Origin of the sequence: Luteibacter sp. dw_328, assembly GCF_018449605.1 — a bacterium.
Lineage (GTDB): Bacteria > Pseudomonadota > Gammaproteobacteria > Xanthomonadales > Rhodanobacteraceae > Luteibacter.
In genome coordinates, this window is sequence record NZ_JAAVUW010000005.1 from 512,746 (window position 1) to 529,997 (window position 17,252).

The 17,252-nt window shown below is 64.1% G+C and carries 14 protein-coding genes; 4 read left to right on the top strand and 10 right to left on the bottom strand.

Translation table 11 applies throughout. The annotated features are described in order from the left end of the window. The first annotated feature begins 126 nt into the window (after positions 1-126). Entirely contained in the window at positions 127-957 is an 831-nt protein-coding gene (locus tag HB634_RS15000) for a pirin family protein (protein ID WP_213949106.1), read from the top strand. A gap of 218 nt (positions 958-1,175) precedes the next feature. Then, on the top strand, positions 1,176-1,535 hold the full coding sequence (locus HB634_RS15005; RefSeq protein WP_213949107.1) for a hypothetical protein: 360 nt from the start codon (positions 1,176-1,178) through the stop codon (positions 1,533-1,535). A 57-nt stretch (positions 1,536-1,592) separates the two neighbouring features. Here the strand turns inward: HB634_RS15005 and HB634_RS15010 are convergent, their stop codons facing one another. The 10 genes from HB634_RS15010 to HB634_RS15055 form a co-directional block, all read right to left on the bottom strand. Further along, complete coding sequence (locus HB634_RS15010; protein ID WP_213949108.1) at positions 1,593-4,337, bottom strand: discoidin domain-containing protein; 2,745 nt, start codon at positions 4,335-4,337, stop codon at positions 1,593-1,595. A gap of 5 nt (positions 4,338-4,342) precedes the next feature. Next, a complete protein-coding gene (locus HB634_RS15015; protein ID WP_213949109.1) occupies positions 4,343-5,164 on the bottom strand; it encodes a carbohydrate ABC transporter permease in 822 nt (273 codons plus the stop codon). Next, positions 5,161-6,039, bottom strand: coding sequence for a sugar ABC transporter permease (locus HB634_RS15020; RefSeq protein WP_213949110.1), 879 nt, complete (start codon positions 6,037-6,039; stop codon positions 5,161-5,163). The genes HB634_RS15015 and HB634_RS15020 overlap by 4 nt, the downstream gene beginning before the upstream one ends. Further along, positions 6,036-7,325, bottom strand: coding sequence for an extracellular solute-binding protein (locus HB634_RS15025; RefSeq protein WP_213949111.1), 1,290 nt, complete (start codon positions 7,323-7,325; stop codon positions 6,036-6,038). Before HB634_RS15025 ends, HB634_RS15020 begins: the two co-directional genes overlap by 4 nt. After that, complete coding sequence (locus tag HB634_RS15030) at positions 7,322-8,788, bottom strand: glucoamylase family protein (RefSeq protein ID WP_213949112.1); 1,467 nt, start codon at positions 8,786-8,788, stop codon at positions 7,322-7,324. Before HB634_RS15030 ends, HB634_RS15025 begins: the two co-directional genes overlap by 4 nt. 182 nt (positions 8,789-8,970) lie before the next feature. Next, positions 8,971-11,994, bottom strand: coding sequence for a TonB-dependent receptor (locus tag HB634_RS15035; protein ID WP_213949113.1), 3,024 nt, complete (start codon positions 11,992-11,994; stop codon positions 8,971-8,973). Positions 11,995-12,230: 236 nt separating this feature from the next. Beyond that, positions 12,231-13,250 (bottom strand): LacI family DNA-binding transcriptional regulator, encoded by a 1,020-nt coding sequence (locus HB634_RS15040; protein ID WP_345777504.1) that lies wholly within the window; start codon positions 13,248-13,250, stop codon positions 12,231-12,233. 407 nt (positions 13,251-13,657) lie between these two features. Continuing rightward, positions 13,658-15,262 (bottom strand): PepSY-associated TM helix domain-containing protein, encoded by a 1,605-nt coding sequence (locus tag HB634_RS15045; protein WP_213949115.1) that lies wholly within the window; start codon positions 15,260-15,262, stop codon positions 13,658-13,660. Between the two features lie 4 nt (positions 15,263-15,266). Continuing rightward, positions 15,267-15,530: a hypothetical protein gene (locus tag HB634_RS15050; protein ID WP_255548606.1), complete on the bottom strand. Its 264-nt coding sequence runs from the start codon at positions 15,528-15,530 to the stop codon at positions 15,267-15,269. Next, entirely contained in the window at positions 15,530-15,799 is a 270-nt protein-coding gene (locus HB634_RS15055) for a hypothetical protein (protein ID WP_213949116.1), read from the bottom strand. The genes HB634_RS15050 and HB634_RS15055 overlap by 1 nt, the downstream gene beginning before the upstream one ends. Before the next feature lie 305 nt (positions 15,800-16,104). On the opposite strand from HB634_RS15055, the gene HB634_RS15060 reads away from it, so the two are divergent. Together HB634_RS15060 and rsmG are read left to right on the top strand one after the other, a co-directional pair. Further along, positions 16,105-16,539, top strand: coding sequence for a hypothetical protein (locus tag HB634_RS15060; protein ID WP_157504693.1), 435 nt, complete (start codon positions 16,105-16,107; stop codon positions 16,537-16,539). 70 nt (positions 16,540-16,609) lie between these two features. Then, positions 16,610-17,239, top strand: coding sequence for a 16S rRNA (guanine(527)-N(7))-methyltransferase RsmG (gene rsmG / locus HB634_RS15065; protein ID WP_213949117.1), 630 nt, complete (start codon positions 16,610-16,612; stop codon positions 17,237-17,239). Positions 17,240-17,252 lie beyond the last annotated feature (13 nt).

Genomic DNA, 17,252 nt, shown 5'->3' on the forward strand with positions numbered 1-17,252 from the left:
CGTCACCGCTCCGTTGGCCTTTCGCCGCTGAAGCGGCTCCCACAGGACAGATCGTTCACCGGACGCGTCTTGGCCCCGTCGCCGATTGGCGTCATCTTTGGTCGCATCAGCTACCGGAGACCCGTCATGACCCAACGAAGCATCGTCCGCCGCGTTCGCGGCATGGACACCGCCGACGGCGCCGGCGTGAAACTCAAGCGCGTGATCGGCCAGCCCGCCCTCGACATGCTCGATCCCTTCCTGCTGCTCGACGAGTTTCGCTCCGACCAGCCCGGCGACTACATCGAGGGCTTTCCCGAGCATCCCCACCGCGGGTTCGAGACCGTCACATACATGCTCGCCGGGCGCATGCAGCACGGCGACAACCACGGCAACCGCGGGGATCTCGGTCCGGGCAGCGTGCAGTGGATGACGGCAGGGCGCGGCATCCTGCATTCGGAAATGCCGCAGCAGGAAGAAGGGCTCATGTGGGGCTTCCAGCTCTGGGTGAACCTCCCGGCGACAGACAAGATGGTCGAGCCGCGCTATCAGGACATCCCGCCTTCGGACATTCCGCTGGTGCATCCGGTGGAAGGCGTGGCCGTGCGCGTCATTGCCGGCGAACTGGCAGGCGCGAAGGGTCCGGTGTCCGCCGTGGCGACTGAGCCGGTCTATCTCGATATCGCCCTCGACGCAGGTGCGCGTTTCGAACTCGATCTGCCCGAAGGACACAGCGCGTTTGCCTATGTGTTCGATGGGAAGGCCGCAGTGGTGGCGGGTGAATCGCTGGCGCGTAGTGAGCTGGCGGTGTTGTCCAAGGGAAAGACGGTGACCTTCGCGGCCGACGAGTCCGCTCGTGTCCTGGTCGTCGCCGGCCGTCCGCTCGCTGAACCTGTCGCGCGCTACGGCCCGTTCGTCATGAACACCCCGGTGCAGATTCACGAAGCGATCGCGGATTTTCGCGCCGGCAAGTTCTGACGGTTCCTCGTATCCAACGAATCGGCTCCCCCATATCCGATGAATCGGCCCCTGTAGGAGCTGATTCATCGGCGATCCCGCGCAGCGGGCCAATTCGCCGACTCCAACAAGAACCCCAAACCTGAACAAGCACGAGAAGTTCCCCACCCTGTTTAAGTGCCGGACGGGAACGGCCCTTTAGCATCGGCGCATCGGCATTCGCGAGGATTTCATTGCCCATGCGCTTCCTTTTTACCGCCGTGCCCATCACGGCAGCTCTCATCATTGCGGCGTGTTCACCGTCGCAAGCGCCCGCGCCAACGGCTGCACCCTCGGCTGAGACGACGACGGCGTCTGCCCCGGCGCCCGGTAAGACCGCGCCCGCAAACCCCGTGCTGGGATCGCCCGATTGGTTCGCCTGGGTCGATAAGACCCTGGCCATCAGCGATGACGGCCATGGTCCGAAACCGGATACCCCGGCCTGGGACCAGGCAGTGAATACCAAGCTGGGCGAAGAGGCTCCGCAGGCGAAGCCGGGATCGGCGGAGTGGCAGCAGGCGGTGGATGCGCTGTTGCGGACGCGGGTCGCTACGCACTAAGCCTGGGCCTTTCGCCCTGTCTGGCCCGCTGGCGCGGGATCGCCGATGAATCGGCTCCTACAGGGTGGCTTTGAAGGTGCTGGCGTTCGGGGGGATCTTCGTTTCGCCTGAAGGGAGCGAGAGGATCAGGCCGCCCGGCGGATGGATGGGCTGGGTGATGGTCAGGGTGACTTGTGCTCCCTTTGCCACCAGTGTGTAGCCCAGACGCCCGTAAGGCGTGCGCAGGTCGCGAATGGCGATGCCCTCGCCTTCCAGCCATCCAGGCTGCACGCCGGCTGCCAGGACCATGCTGCCGTCCGCCTCGCGGTCGTAGGCAAACAGATCGAGTGCCGATCGGACGAAGTCCGAGGCAATCCACGCGTGGGGCATGTCGCCGACGAAGCGCGGCTTGCGCGGGTCGCGGCCGACGACCTCCGCCCACTGGTTCCACGCGGCCGGCCGGCGATCGGCGAAGAAGAACGCGATGAGGTCGTTGACACGGTCTCGCCAGCCCAGCCGGACGAAGGTGGCGATCGTTCGCACCTCATAGGGCGTGTAGTCCTCCCACGCCACCTGGCCGTCGCGCCGCGCCACGAATCCCTGCCAGTACCTCTCGAAGGTGCGCTCGACCAACGCCTTCGGCAGGCGTGCCTGCTCGCCGCCCGGCGACAACGCGATCGTGGTCGAGGTAGCGTCAAAGTCGCCAAGCTCGGCCGAACCCGGAATGAAGTCGATGCCGCGCGCCTTCACGGCCGCCTCGATGGACGCATGCAGATCGCCGCGGAACTGATCGCGCGAAGCCGTGTATGCCGGGACCTTGTCCGCGCGACCGAGCGCGGCAGCGAGTTCGACGGCATCGTCGTAGCCCTTGAGTGCCCAGAAGTCGTCCCAGTACGAATGCATCGGCTTGGTCGAATAGCCCTCGTGGCTGATCGAGGCAGGCATCAGGCCATAGAGCGGACGATCGGCATTCCGCAGGCGCGCCGGCTGCCGCTCGCTGGCACGTAGCGTGTCCATGTACGTCACGGCTTTCTCGACATGCGGCCACAGCGCATCAACGGTGCCGCGGTCGTGCGTGTAGCGCCAGAGTTCGGCCACGCTGAAGATGAGTTCGCCGTGGCTATCGTTCTCGGGTACCGGATCGGAACCGCGCGCGTCGACACAGCACGGCACCTTTCCGCTGGAGAACTGGTGCGGTGCGTACCAGCGGATGAAGGCAGAGGCGACATCTTCGTGGCCCGTGCGGAGCAGCCCTTCGAGCATCATCGCGCCGTCGCGCACCCAGGTGCGTGCATACGAGCGCGTACCGGGCTGCAGCGCAGGCCCGTCACGCGACATGAGCATCTGCGCGACGCCGCTCTTCATGGTGTCGACGATGGGTTGCGCCGTGGACGGTACCGTCATGTCGACGCGATCGAGCTTTTCGTGCCAGACCGCGGCGACGGCGTCGGCCTGGGCGGCCAGCCAGGTGCCAGCGTCCGCGGGCACGTCAACCACGTCGCCCTGTTTCACCGGCACGACGACGCCAAGATCGACGTGACCATGCGCCGGTACATGCAGGTCGTACAGCAACGCACCTTGAGCGAAGCCCGCCGCGTCGTGAATCGCCTTCATGCTCGGGCGTTCGCCTGCATCCAGTCGTTCACCGAGCGCGTTCGGCGCACTGGCGCTGGCGACGAAGGCGGTCGTCGCCTGCAAGGGCACCACCTTGCGTGCACCATTGATGGTCAATGCCCGACCATCCCACGCAAGATCGTGGATGGGACTGGTACCACCCGGCGCATTGAGGAACTGCGTCGGCGGATTCACCTGAAACGGGCGCGTGGCGAGCGCCAGTGTCACATCGCGCGCGGTGTCACTGTCGTTCGCGACCCGATAGCTCAGCAGCAACCGCGAGGCACCGGCAGGACCCTGTGCGAATACCGTTGTATCGAGGGTGAGTCCACCTGTCGCCCAGCGCACCGACGGCATCGGGAGATAGCGGTCGCGCAGCGACTGCGTCGTCGTGACATCCGCCCAGGTGATGAGCTTGCCGCCAGAGACGAGAAAGGGCTCGATGGAAAAGCCGCCGCGTGCGATTTCCACCGCACCGTCTTCGGAGAGCAGCGCGGAATCACGACTGCCGCCGTCCACACCGACGATGGTCCAGTACGATTGCTCACCCGAGAAGCCGCGCGGGTAAAGTCCGCGACGTACCTGCCTGGCACGCGACTCGAACACGGCGTTCGGCGTCGGTAGCGGCACGGCCACCGCCTCCGGCTTTCGCGGTGTGAGACGAAGATTGTCGAAGCAGACCTCGCCACGATTCGCCGCCTGCCCAGGTTGCGCCTCGGCATAGACGACGAACTCGATATCGCGCGTATGACGCAAGGCGCGGTCTTTGACAGGCCCCCACGCGAACTCGACCTGGCGGCTCGTCGCCTGGACGGTTGTCCACGTGCCGGTCGGCACGAAGTGCGGTTGCTGGAACCACCAGACGTTGTCGCCGCTATCGTCGACCAGCTTCAGCTGCAAGGTGTTTGGCGGCATGTGGCCGCGCACGTCGAAACTCAGCGCGAAGCCATCCGGGTAGTCGATCGGCAGGGTTTTGCGTATCGACGCTGCGCCCGACACGCCGTTGAAATCGTAGGCGAGGCAGATGGCCTGTCCCACGCGTCCGGGCATCGGGCGCAGCGTAGCCGACACATCATCGGTGTGGATCGCTGCCCAACCTGTCGCCGTATCGAAGGTGTCGAGCGTGCGTGCCTTGTCCGTGGCAAACGTCGGCAAGGCGACGAGGAAGCACGCAGACGCGGCCAGTTTGAATAAAGCGAAACGCGACATACGGCTTATCCCTTGACGCTACCCATGAGCAGACCTTCGAGGTAGTAGCGCTGCAGGGCGAGGAACAGAACGAGTACCGGAAGGATGGTCACGACCGAGCCAGCCATCATCAGCTCGCTGTCCTGCACGTGCTCGCGCGACAGCGACGCCAGCGCGATCGGTAGCGTGTAGTGCTCTTGTCCGGTCAGTGCGATCAACGGCCACATGAAGTCGTTCCACGCGGCCAGGAAGGTGAAGATCGCCAGCGTCACCATGATCGGCTTCAGCAGCGGCATCACGATGGTGGCGAAGATACGGAATTCGCCAGCACCATCGATGCGCGCCGCTTCCATCAGATCGTCCGGAATACCGCTGGCGTACTGGCGTACGAGGAAGATGCCAAAGATGGTCGCCAGCGCCGGCACGATCACCGCGCCATAAGTGTTGACCAGGCCCATGTACTTCAGCAGCAGGAACAGCGGCAGCATCGCTACCTGTGCCGGGATCACCAGTGCGCCGAGCAACACCTGGAAGATCCGCTGGCGCCCCTTGAATTCCAGCTTGGCAAAGGCGTAGCCGGCCATCAGGTTGAAGGCGAGCGAGACCACGGTGATCGCGGTCGAGATCAGCAGGCTGTTGACCAGGTAACGCCCCATGCCGGCGTTAAGGAATAGCTGCCGGTAATTGGCGAGCGTCGGATGCTTGGGCAGGATGGGCGGCGGCAAGGCACTCGCCTCACCCTGCGGCATGAACGACACGGACAGCATGTACAGCAGCGGTGCAATGGCGATCGCCGCGGCACCGATCAGCAGGCCGTTGATGAGCGCCTTGGCCAGACGTGGGCTCATGCCTTCTCTCCCTGCCGCGACAGGCGCAGCATCGTCGCGGTGACCGCGAACATGATGACGAACAGGATGAAGGCCACGGCCGAGGCCGAACCCAGGTTCCACCACTTGAAGCCCTCTTCGTACATCAGGTACAGCACCGAGGTGGTGCTCTGCAGCGGGCCGCCTTCGGTCATGACATACGGCTCGGCGAACAACTGGAAGTAACCGGACACGGTAAGAATGCTCACCATCACCATGGTGGGTTTCAGCATCGGCAGGGTGATGTGGCGAAACTGCGCAAAGGCCGACGCACCATCGATGCGCGCAGCCTCGTAGAGATCGCCGGGTATCGCCTGGAGGCCGGCCATGAAGATGATCATGTTGTAGCCGAAGTTCTTCCACACGGCGAACAGGATGATCGTCGGCATCGCCCAGTGCGGATCACCCAGCCAGTCGATGGTCGGCATGCCGATTGAATCGAGCGCGTAGTTGACCAGGCCGTACTTGGTGTTGAACAGATAACGCCAGATCACCGCGACGGCGACGACGGTCGTCACGACGGGCGCGAACAGCGCCGTGCGGAAGAAGGGCTTGAACCGGGCGAGTGGTGAATTGAGCAGCATCGCCGAACCCAGCGAAGCGATCAGCGACAAGGGCACGCCGACCACCACGAAGTACACCGTGTGGCCGAGTGCCGACCAGAACAGCGGGCGCTGCAGCAGCTGCCAGTAGTTCTGCAGGGCAACGAAGCGCAGGTTGCGGATGTCGGCCAGCGCATAAAGATCGTAATCGGTGACCGAAAGGATCAGCGCCGCGACCACCGGCAGCAGGAAGAACAGGCCGAGGATGATCAGCGCGGGCGTGATGAACAGCCAGGCGGCGCGGGAGGTATTCATGGCGACGCCTTATGGCCGTGGTCGAGCATCCAGCGACGTTTCTCCAGCAGGCGGTCTGCCCGGCGATCGATCTCGGCGGCGGCTTCGTCGATGGAGAGATCGCCGTGAGCGGCCTGCGCGGCGACGAGCTGCATCTCGGTGACGATGCGTTCCCACTCGGCCACCGGCGGCGTGGGCTTCACGCGCTCGAGCTGCTCGCGGAAGGCCGTGGCCTTGTCGTCGTTACGCAGCGCGGGCGCTTCCCACGAGGAACGTCGCGGCGGCATGTCGCCGAGGATCTGGTAGAAGCGCTCCTGGATGGCCGGGCGCGAGAGGAATTCGACAAGCGCCCAGGCGTCGTCCTTGTGCTTCGACGCGCGGAAGATGACAAGACTGGAGCCGCCCGCGTTCGATGCGCCCGGACCGTCGGGCCCCGGCAACGGCGTGGTCGCCCAATCGCCCTGCTGCTCGGGTGGAAGGCGCTTGCGGAACTCGCCGATGTTCCACGGACCCGACAGATAAAACGTGTAAAAGCCCTGGCCGAAAGCCGCCCACGGGTTGCCCACACCGACGTTGGTCATCATCGGGGCTTGCTTGTTCTTGAACAGCGAGACGTAGAAGGTCAGCGCCTTCTTGAAACCGGCACTGCGGAAATTGCCGTAGCGACCATCGTCGCGCAGCAGGGGCTCATCCTGCTGCAGGGAGAGCGCGAGCAGCTGTTCGAATTCGTTGGTCGGTAGCAGCACGCCATAGGTCTTGCCGGGCGGCTGCGACAGCTTCGCCATCATCGCCTGCCACTCGTTCCAGTCGCGCGGCGGATGGTCGTAACCGACCTTCGCGAGAAGATCCTTGCGATAGAACAACAGGCGCGTGTCGACGTACCAGGGCACGCCGTACAGCTTGCCGTCGATGACGTTGGTGGACCAGATGGCCGGGAAATAGTCGTTGCGATCGACGACCTTCGACGCGGCGACGCGTGCGTCGAGCGGCTCGATCGCGTCCAGTGCCACCAGTTCCGGCACCCAGGTGTTACCCAGCTGGGTGATATCCGGCGTGGAGTCACCGGCGTAGGCCGTCAGCAGCTTCTGGTGTGCGGCCGTAAGCGGCAGCTGCTGCACGGACACGTGCAGGCCGGGATGCTCACGCTCGAACTCGGGCAGCAGCTTTTCCACCGCCTCGCCTTCGCGGCCTATGGTCCAGAACTGCAGGGTCCGCGCGTCCGCGTCCGGTTTCGCACAGCCGGCCACCGCGACGGCGGCAAGCGCCAGCGCCAGGGTGGTCCGGCAAGCGCGGGTGGCGCGACTCACCACAGGTTGGCGGCCGTATCGGCATCGAGCCAGCCGCCGGTGAAGCCAGCGCGCTGCAGACCCTTGCGGATATACGGGTTCTTCTTCATCACCGACCAGACGAAATCGCTTCGGTAGTTCTCGATCATCAACACGATGGGGCCCTGGTCGATGCCCAGATGCACGGTGTCTGCCCAGCCGAAACCCGGTACCAGCCTGCCGGTGCGCACTTCGGTCTTGGTGTCGAAGGTCATGTTGAAGGCGTCGACGAAGCCGTACTTCGTATAGATGTTCTGGCCGTACTTCTTTTTCATCTCCTCGAGCGCGGGAATCACGATCTCGGGCGCGAAGGCGATCGAGCCGCCGGCTGCCGTGGGCACGATGGTGCCGTCGTCGGAGATGTAGTCCAGGCCGGCGCCTCGTGCGGTGTAACCGGCGAAAGTGCGCTCTTTGTCGCCCTGCTTGACGATCAGGCCGCCGGGGCCATTACTGGCGGTAAGGCCCCAGATGTTCTTGCCGTAACCGTTCCAGCCGCCGGGATTGGCTACCGCATAGGCCTGCTGTGAGTACGTCGCGCGACGGCTGTTCTCGAAGTAGTCCATGTTGTGGTCACGGCCCCAGGCGTCGCGGATGCCGCGGAAATCCACCCAGGTATGGCTGTACTGGTGACCGAACATCGGTGCGAAGTTGAGGAAGGTCTGGCCGTGGAACTCGCCCCAGGTCTTGTCGTACGTAGCCGTCCAGGCGTGCCAGGCATCCTCGTTCACCGGGTGCGTGGGCGAACCGAGGGCCAGGATGTACACCAGCATGCCTTCGTTATAGCCGGCCCAGTCGTGCGGAATCATCTTGCCGCCGGGTGTCCAGCCCATGCTGATCAGGGCACCGTGGTTCTGCGCCCAGGTCCATTCCACGCGACGGTAAATGTCGTCGGCAAGCTGGCGAATCTCGGCTTCCTGCGGATTGTCGTGGTCGTAATAGCTCTGCGCGAACAGGATGCCACCGAGCAGCAGCGTCGTGTCCACCGTAGAGACTTCGGTCCAGCGCGCTTCACGCTGACCGGTCTGCATGTTCAGGAAGTGATAGAAGAAGCCTTTGTAGCCGGTGGCGCCGTCTTCGGCGTCGTTCTGCGGGGCGTCGTGGAAGAAACGCAGGGTGGCCAGCGTGCGCTCGACCGCCTGGTCACGGGTGATATACCCGCGCTCGACGCCCACGCCGTACGCCGTCAGGCCGAAGCCGACCGAGGCGATCGAAGCGAAGGACGGGCTCGGGTAGTGATCGGGAACAAGGCCGTTGGTCGGGTTGCCGCTGTCCCAAAACCACTGGAACGTACGTTTCTCCAGCTCCACCACCATGGGCGGGACGGCGTGGAGGTCTTTGAGCGTGGCGGCCGACACGTGTTTGGCTTTCGCGGGTTCTTTCTGCGCGAGGGCAAGGGGGGCGGTACTGGCGAGCATGACACCGAGAGCTAGGGCTAGGCGTTTCATCGTAGTGGCTTTCATTGAGCGAATCCTTTGGTACGTCCCGCGGTGGCGCATGTAAACGTTTACGCCATCAAGACAAATAAAAGTCCCGGAGGACTTTGCTTGCCGTACAAAAGCAGCGCCCGCGGGGAGACTCGCGGGCGCCGAAAGTATGGTGCATCCGGCGTACCGGATGCACCCGTCGATCAGAACTTCAGGCCAACGGTGAAGCGTGCGGTACGCGGCAGGTAGGTGATGTTGCCCTGCTTGTTGTACGACACGCCGTTCGGATTGAATTCGCCGCCGGAACCCCAGGCGGTGTTGTAGTCGGCGTAGTTGGTCCAGTTGAACAGGTTCAGGATATCGAAGCGGGCGTAGATCTTGGTGTCGCCGCTGATGATGAAGTCCTTGGTGAACTGCACGTCGATATCGCGGTAACCCCAGATGTCACCACCGACCAGGAACTTGGAGCCGCGGGGAATACCAGCAACCGGCTGGCAGGAGCTACCTGTCGGCAGGATCGCGCCGTAGCAGGCGTTGTCGTTCTTCGGCAGCGGCGTGGCGACGGTCAGCTTGATCGAGGCATTGATGCCCCACGGCAGGTCGACCGCACCCGTACCGACGAAGCGGTGCTTCGCCACCGCATTCGAAGTGATGAACGGGTAGTCATTGATCGTGGCTTCGTCGAACGAGTAATGCTCGTTGATGTCACGGTTCTGCTTGGCATGCGAGTACGTGTACGCCAGGCTTGTGCTCCAGCCGGATTCCACCGTGTACGGCTTGTTCGCCGACAGCAGGACCTGCGTGGTGCGTGTGGAGATGCCGTTGTTACCGATGATCAGGCCGCCCATGTTCGGCACGCCATTGCTCCAGGGCTGTGAACCGCCCTGGAAGAACTGGCCGTTGGGGAAGCGGTTGCCGAGGGTGAACACGAAACCGTCCCTGGACAACACGCGGGTCACCGTGGCATCGGTCTGCCAGTCACCGACGGCATTGGACATACCGAGGCTGAACTGGTCGGAGTACGGAGCCTTCAGGTGGTTGTTGAGCATGTCCACTTCCTGGCCGGAATTGCCGCCGGAGAGAAGACTGTTCAACACACCCTGGCCGCCCGTCAGATAAGCCGGATTGAAGGGGATGCAGTTCGACGCGCCGGTGTCGCACGGGTGGGTCGGAAGATTGAAGTTCAGCGTGGTCTGCGGCAGCGTCAGCTTGGTCTGCTCGACCTGAAGGTAGTCGAACAGGTTGCGGTCGTAGGCGCGGCCGGCACCGCCGTGGATGACATGCGCTTCATCGCCGAACAGGTCGTACGAGAAGCCGAGGCGCGGCTGCCACTCGCCCTTGTAGGCTTTGCGGTTATTGCCGGTGCTGATGTAATCGTTGACGTTGACGCCGCCCTTGGCAAGCGATTCCGCATAGGTCTGGCCGACCGGTGCACCCGCGTACGGGTCCTGCGAGTTGAGGGCATCGAGCACGCGCTGGGGTGTCACGTAGTTCGTGTACTGCGGCGTGACTTCGTAGTCCCAGCGCACGCCGAGGTTCAGGGTGAGGTGGTCGTTAACGGTCCAGTCGTCCTGCGCGAACATGCCGTACTGGCGCGACGTGGTGTCGGCAACGCCGTCCACGCCCGGCAGCTGCGTCGCGTAGAAGACTTTCCACGGCTGCGCCGAGGTGCCGGTCGGATTCACGTCGTAGAAAAACTGCGGATTGGACGCAGCAGCATCGGCAGCCTTCAACTCGATCGACTTGAACTTGTAGCCGAACTTGACGACGTGGTCGCCGTGCCATTCGAGGTCGTTGAACGTGAACGTGTCGGAAATGCTCGGACCTTCCTGGCTCTTGTCGGAAATACCGCGCGGATCGGCCGAGCCCGTCGTCAGGATCGTCGAGTCCTGCGCCTGCTGATACGAATACGTGGCGCCGTTGCCGACCGTGGTCGGAACCGCCCGCAGATAAGCGTTCTCATAGGTGAAGATCAGCTCGTTGTACCAGCTGTCCGCGCTATGGGCCCACTTGAACGTGCCGCGCGTGTCGTGGTTGTTGTTGTCGAGGCCGGCCGAGGCCGTCACACCGCTGCCGACGTTCGAGACCTGCGTTTCGCGACGGACCTGGGTGCTGATCTCGATGCGGTCGCGGTCGGTCAGCTCCCAGTCGATCTTGCCGAAGTACAGCTTCTCGTTGAAGGGGATATTGGCCGGGCCGATCTCAGCCTGCGCGGATGCGGGAAGCAGCGCACTGACATTCGCATTGTTGACGTTGTTCGGCGTGACTGAAATCGGCGTGTCGAACTTCTTCTCTTCGTAGGCCACGAAGAAATGCATCTTGTCCTTGATGATCGGACCGCCGAGCGCGAAACCGTATTCCTTGGATTCGGATTCGACCTTCTTGCCGGAGAACTTCTCGATCGGCGTACGGTTGCGGAACGCGTCGTTGGTGTACGTGCCGAACACCTCACCGTGGAACTCGTTGGTGCCCGACTTCGTATCGGCGGTGATCGCCGCGCTCGAGACCTGGTCGTACTCGGCCTTGTAGTTCGAGGTGATGACCTTGTATTCGCCGATGGCAAGCTGCGGGAACGGGTTGCCCTGGCTACCACTCTGGCCGGAGACGCCGCCTTCCTTCACGTAGCTCTTCTGGCTCACGCCGTCGATGTAGACGTTCGTCGAGCTGGTGTTCTGTGCGCCGCCGCGAAGCGACGTATTGCCCTTCGCATCGACGCTGAAGACCATGCCCGGCACGGTGTCAGCGAACTCGAGGAAGTTACGCGAGGCCTGCGGAATGGTCGCGATCTGGTGCAGCGAGATCGTCTGGCCGACTTCCGGCGTCTTCACTTCCTGGATCGTCGTGGCGGCGACCGTCACGCCTTCCATGGCCGTCGCATTGGCCGCGTTGGCCGTCGTGCCCTGGGAGGTCGGGGCCATCAGGTTCACGGTGGCCGTGGAGGCGACCGTCAACGTGATGTTCTGCTCCGTGGCCGGGCCCGCGTCCACGCGATACGTCGCCGGCGGCAGGCCATTGATCACATAGGAGCCGTCGGCACCGGCCGTCGCATGACGGGTCAGGCCGGTCTGCGGGTTGAACACGGTGACATTGGCGCCCGGCGTGGCCTTGCCACGGAGCGTGGCATTGGCGGTCTGTGCGAACGCGGCGCCCGGTGCGATCGCGGTGGCGACGGCGGCAGCGATGACACTGACCAGAAGCTTTTTCTTCAAGTGCGACGAAACCTTCATGAATCCCCTCTCCCAAATGGTTCTTGCTGTGCTGTCCGGCCCGGCGGAGCGTGAAACACGGAGGTCGACATTGGTGTCGTCCGCGGTGGTCGTGCCACTTTTTCGAGAGCGTTATGCCCCCGTGCTTTCCCGCCCGTTCCGCGGTTGCGGACCGGAAGTTCGTTCGGATGTCCTGTGATTGACGCCGTCCCTGAGGTTCCAGCCACGGCCCGGCAAGCCGTGTATTCCGACGGGCGTCAGGCCCGTCGTCTTACCGTGTCGCTCCCGCCACACGAGGCGCGAACGACGATTTCGGTGCTGACGACATGCGGCTCGGGAGCGGCGTCGTCGGGTGCTTCGATCATGGCGGCGAGACGCTCGAGGGCGGCCTCACCAAGCTCGGCGATGCGGATGCGCACCGTGGTCAACGGCGGCGACACATAGCGCGCCATGGGAATGTCGTCGAAGCCCACCACGGCGATGTCTTCGGGCGTGCGCACCTTCGCCTCGGCGAGTGCGGACAGGCAGCCGATCGCCATCATGTCGTTGGCGGCGAAGATCGCATCGGGGCGCGGCACCATGGCCAGCGCCTGCTTGCCGGCGTGGTAACCGGATTCCTCGGTGAAGTCGCCGTGCAGCACAGCCGCACGCCCACCAAACCCGGCGGTCGACAGGGCGTCGCGGTAACCGCGGATACGCTCCTGCACGTCGTGGTTCACTTCGGGACCGGCAATGAAAACGATGCGCTTGCGACCCAGCCCCAGCAGGTGTTCGGTCATGGCGCGGGCACCGCCGAAGTCGTCCACGTCGAGCGAGGCGTGCCGTTCCGAGCGCACGTGGCTGTTGATCAGCACGGTCGGCAGGACGATCGGCAGGTTCTCGTCGAGGAACGCTTCGTCCGCATGCGGCGACATCACCAGCAGGCCGTCTACGCGGCCCTGCATGGCGCGCAGGGCGATGGCGGCTTCGGTGGCATCGCCGTGGGAGCTGGAGACCAGCAGGTAGAGCCCACGCGCCCGTGCGGCCAGGTCGATACCGCGAATGAGTTCGGAGAAGAACGAACCGTGCAGATCGGGCAGGAGCGCGCCGATGGTCTGGGTACGGCGGGTGATCAGGCTGCGCGCAGCATTGTGCGGAACGTAGCGGAGGCGGGTCGCAACTTCGCGAATCCGCTTCTGGGTTTCGGCCGTCACGCCGCCATGGCCGTTCAGGGCACGGGAAACCGAGGCCACGGAAACGTTGGCCATTCTCGCGACGTCTTTGATGGTCACACTCACGCGTTTTCGCCCTTATCCCCCGCCCCGGAGGGCTGACGGCGCGGAACGTAAACGTTTTCATGGGAGCTTGTAAAGTCTTCGAAAACAAGGCCTTGTTGCGCTGCGGTACGATACTGGACGAAGAGCGATACCACTCGCCCCCACCTGTTAAAAACGTGTGTGGTGTCAGCGACTTGACTGGTACGTAAACGTTTGCGGCGACGCAGCAGCTGTCTCAGCGAAAACGTCACGGATATGAATGGCTGCCGCGTTTAGTAACGGGCGTTACGTGAAAAATCGTGACTTCTTGCGCTTTGAAGCGCCGCTCGTTCGCCCCTGTAGGAGCCGATTCATCGGCGATGGGTGCTCGCGACCCGTTAGGGATCGCCGATGAATCGGCTCCTACACAGAGCGGTGCTGCCCAAATCTCACGCTTGCTGCGCTGTCGTCGACGTGGCGGCGGTGGCAACCACACGCTTCGACGACCAGACACTGCACGGATCGCCCTCGACGGCACGCCTGCGGGTGGCGACGCCTAGCCACGCGAAGCCCACGCCCATGGCGATGGCGACGAGGTCCACGCCCAGTACGGCGAAGCGGCCCTCGGCCAGCGTACGCATGAGGCGATCTCCGTGGATCGCCATGTCGAGCACGCCAACGGCCACGCTTACCAGCGCCGTCGCCCAGAGCAGATCCACGGCCGCCTTCGCCGGGCGGCGCCAGAAGGTCCAGATCACGGCCGCCGCGAATGCCGTGAAGCAGACCGGTTGGACGATCGCTTCCGGCGTGGCACCGAGCAAGGGTCCGATCAGATTGCCAAGGAAGGTGACCGAGATAGCGAAGCAGGAGCCGATGCACACGCCCACGGTGGCCGTGGCCATCGCGCGCACCTTCATCGGCTGCTCGGCCTGGCGGCGCTTACGTCGCGTCTCGATATAGAGCAGGTTGCCGGAATAGAAGAGGAAGGCGCCAGCCAGCCCGAGCAGGAAGTACAACCAGCGCAGCGACACATTGCCGAACGAACCGAAGTGCAGCCCGAAGATGGCGGCGTAGGTCGCGTGGTTGGCATCGCGCGCCCCGCTCACCTGCACCTGCAGCACATGCCCGTCGGCGGCATCGAGCGAGACCATGCCGTACTCGCCGAGGGTCTTGGTCGAGGTGCCGCGCACTTCCGCAGCCGCGCCCTTCTGCCCGTAGTGCACGTAACGCATGTAATCGGGTTCGAAGTTCGCGGCACCGGAGGCGAGCGCCGCCTGGCGCGCCCGCGCACCGAGTTCCGCCGGGGTCAGCATCACCGCGCTGCCACCCTTCGCCGTCGTTTCCGGAAGCGCGCTGGTCATGCGCTCGAACGCCGGCAACAGCTTGCCGTCGAACGCCGCCGTGTTGAACGCCATCAACATGACCATGGTCAGGCAGAGCAACGCGCCGGTGATGGCGAAGATGATGTGGAAGGGCAGGCTGAGAATGCCGATGACGTTGTGCGCGTCCTGCCACAGCCGCTTGAGGTTATGACCGGGACGCAGCGCGAACAGCTCGCGCACGAGATTGGGCAGATGAATCAGCAGGCCGGTAAGCAAGGCGAGACCGTAGATCACGCTGACGACACCCATCAGATAGATACCGATCGCCGGGATGCCGAGGTCGTAGTGCAGCTCGTAGACGAAGTCGGCGAGTGCATGCTCGTGGTCTTCCGCGTCGCGCGCGCTGCTCTCGTTGAGCGTCTGCGTTTTCCAGTCGCCGCTCTTGTCCATCCAGTACGCGGCCACCTCGTGCGACGGGTGATCGGCCGGGAAGGTCACGCCGATCTGATCGCGCGCCCCGGGGTGCGTGGCGACGATGCCTTCCAGCATCTTCTCCACGCGATCCATCGTGTCGGCACGAGCCATCTCGGCCCGGGGCGACGCCCAGGTGTCGATCTCGTCGTGGAACATCGTCAGCGCGCCCGCGTAGAACGCGATGAACAGCGCGAAGCCAGCAAGCAATCCGGTCCAGGTGTGGACGACGATAAACGTGCGAACAGTCGAGGCTTTCATCGGATCAGAGCCCCGGCATCGTGTGCTTGGCAAGGAACAGCGCGCCGAACGCGGCGAGGTTGGCCACGGCTAGCCACACCCAGGCGCGAGCGCCGCTGCGGAACATATAGGTGCCGCCCATGATCCCGGTCCAGACCGGGAAGAAGGCGACCAGGAAGGGCAGGGTCACCGATTCGCTCGAGCCCGGCCAGATCCAGATCATCACGGCGATGAGGGCCAGCGCCAGCGGCAGGCCGAGCAGGATGCCGGCGAAGGTCTTGGCGAGCATCAGCGGTTTTTCCGTTCGGCGGCGGGGCGGAAGAGCCATGCCACATAGGGCCAAGCGACCGCGCCGAGCATCAGCGCGGCGAGCGCGGCAACAATCCCGGGAAGCGACGTCTCACCGGCGATCCACGCGGCGAACGCGATGACGGCGAAAACCCATGCGGCAAGGCGGCCCCTGCGCCCCAACGGACGCGCCAGCACGCGCTGGTTCCGGGCCGAGAGATAAGCGAGGGCCATGGCGACGAGGGCCGCCAAGCAGCCGAGGAGATTCATTCGCGTGACCGGGGCAAGGACTGATTGATAATTATTATCATTTGGAACTGGGGCGTCAATTTCACACAACAACCAGAATCCGTCGCGGAGCGCCGGATCGTCCCTGTTCGGGGGCCCTCGCTGGTCAATAAATCACCACCTGCTCAAGTTTTGACCAAACCGACCGTTAACTGAATACGGGGGTTAAGTAAAACTAGCGTTAACCCTCACGTTAAATTAGAATTAACACCACACGAATCACCACGTTGGCGCGTCTCGCCACGTAGTGCGACAGGAAACCACGGTAACTCGTTGAAATAGCAGCCATGTTGACCACCATCCTCATTGCCACCACCTTCGTTGCCTTCGCTCTTGCGGCAGCCTCGGTGCGACGCATTCCGGAAGGACAGGTCTACAGCGTGCGTCGCCTCGGCGGCTCGCCCTCGTTGCTTACCGCTGGCACCCACATGCTCGTGCCGATCATCGACCGCGTTTTCCACAAGATCGACCTCGGTGGCCAGACGCTGCGTTTCGACGGCGGCACGGTCTACTGGCAGGTGCTCGAGCCGGAAGTGGCCGACGAAGTGATCGACGAAGCGCCTGAGATGATTCGTAGCAATGTTGTTGCTGCCCTGCGCGACGCCAGCTCCGCCCATTCGGCCGACCGCCGCGCCGTCGGTACCCAGCTCAAGCACACGATGAATGGCTCGCTGCGTTCGCGCGGCATGCTGGTTACCCGCGTCGAGCTCGACGCGGCCTGATCCCCCGCGCTGGCGCCTTCGCGCCGGCGCTTTCATACTCTTGCGCCCCATCACCATTCCCCGGTGTCGCATGACTGCGCGCGAAGCCCTGCAAACCCAGCTCGAACGCGGCATTGCCACGCTTGGCACCGTCCTGCCCGAGGGCGCCGTGGCGCGCCTGCTCGATTACCGCGAGCTGCTGGAGCGCTGGAACTCGGCCTATAACCTGACAGCGGTCCGTAACGCGGACGAGCAGGTCGCGCGCCACCTTCTGGATTCGCTGGCCATCGTCCCGTTCGTCGAGGGCACGACGCTTGCCGATCTGGGGACCGGCCCGGGCCTGCCCGGCATTCCCCTGGCGATCGCCGAGCCGGCGCGCGAGGTCCTCATGGTCGACTCCAACGGCAAGAAGGTCCGCTTTCTTCGCGAGGCGATCCGCTCGCTGAAGCTGACCAACGGACGCGCCCTGCAGAGCCGGGTCGAGGATGTGGAGGGCACGTTCGACTGTATTACCGCCCGTGCTTTCGCCAGCCTGGCGGACATGCTTGGCTGGGGCGGGCATCTGCTGGCGCCGGGTGGGGTTTGGCTGGCGATGAAGGGCAAGCATCCGGCTGAGGAGCTGGATGGGGTGCCGGAAGGGTTCACCGTCGAGGGGATTCATGTGTTGACGGTGCCGGGGGTCGAGGGCGAGCGGCATCTGGTCGTGATTCGGCGGGCGTGATCGCCAGCACGCT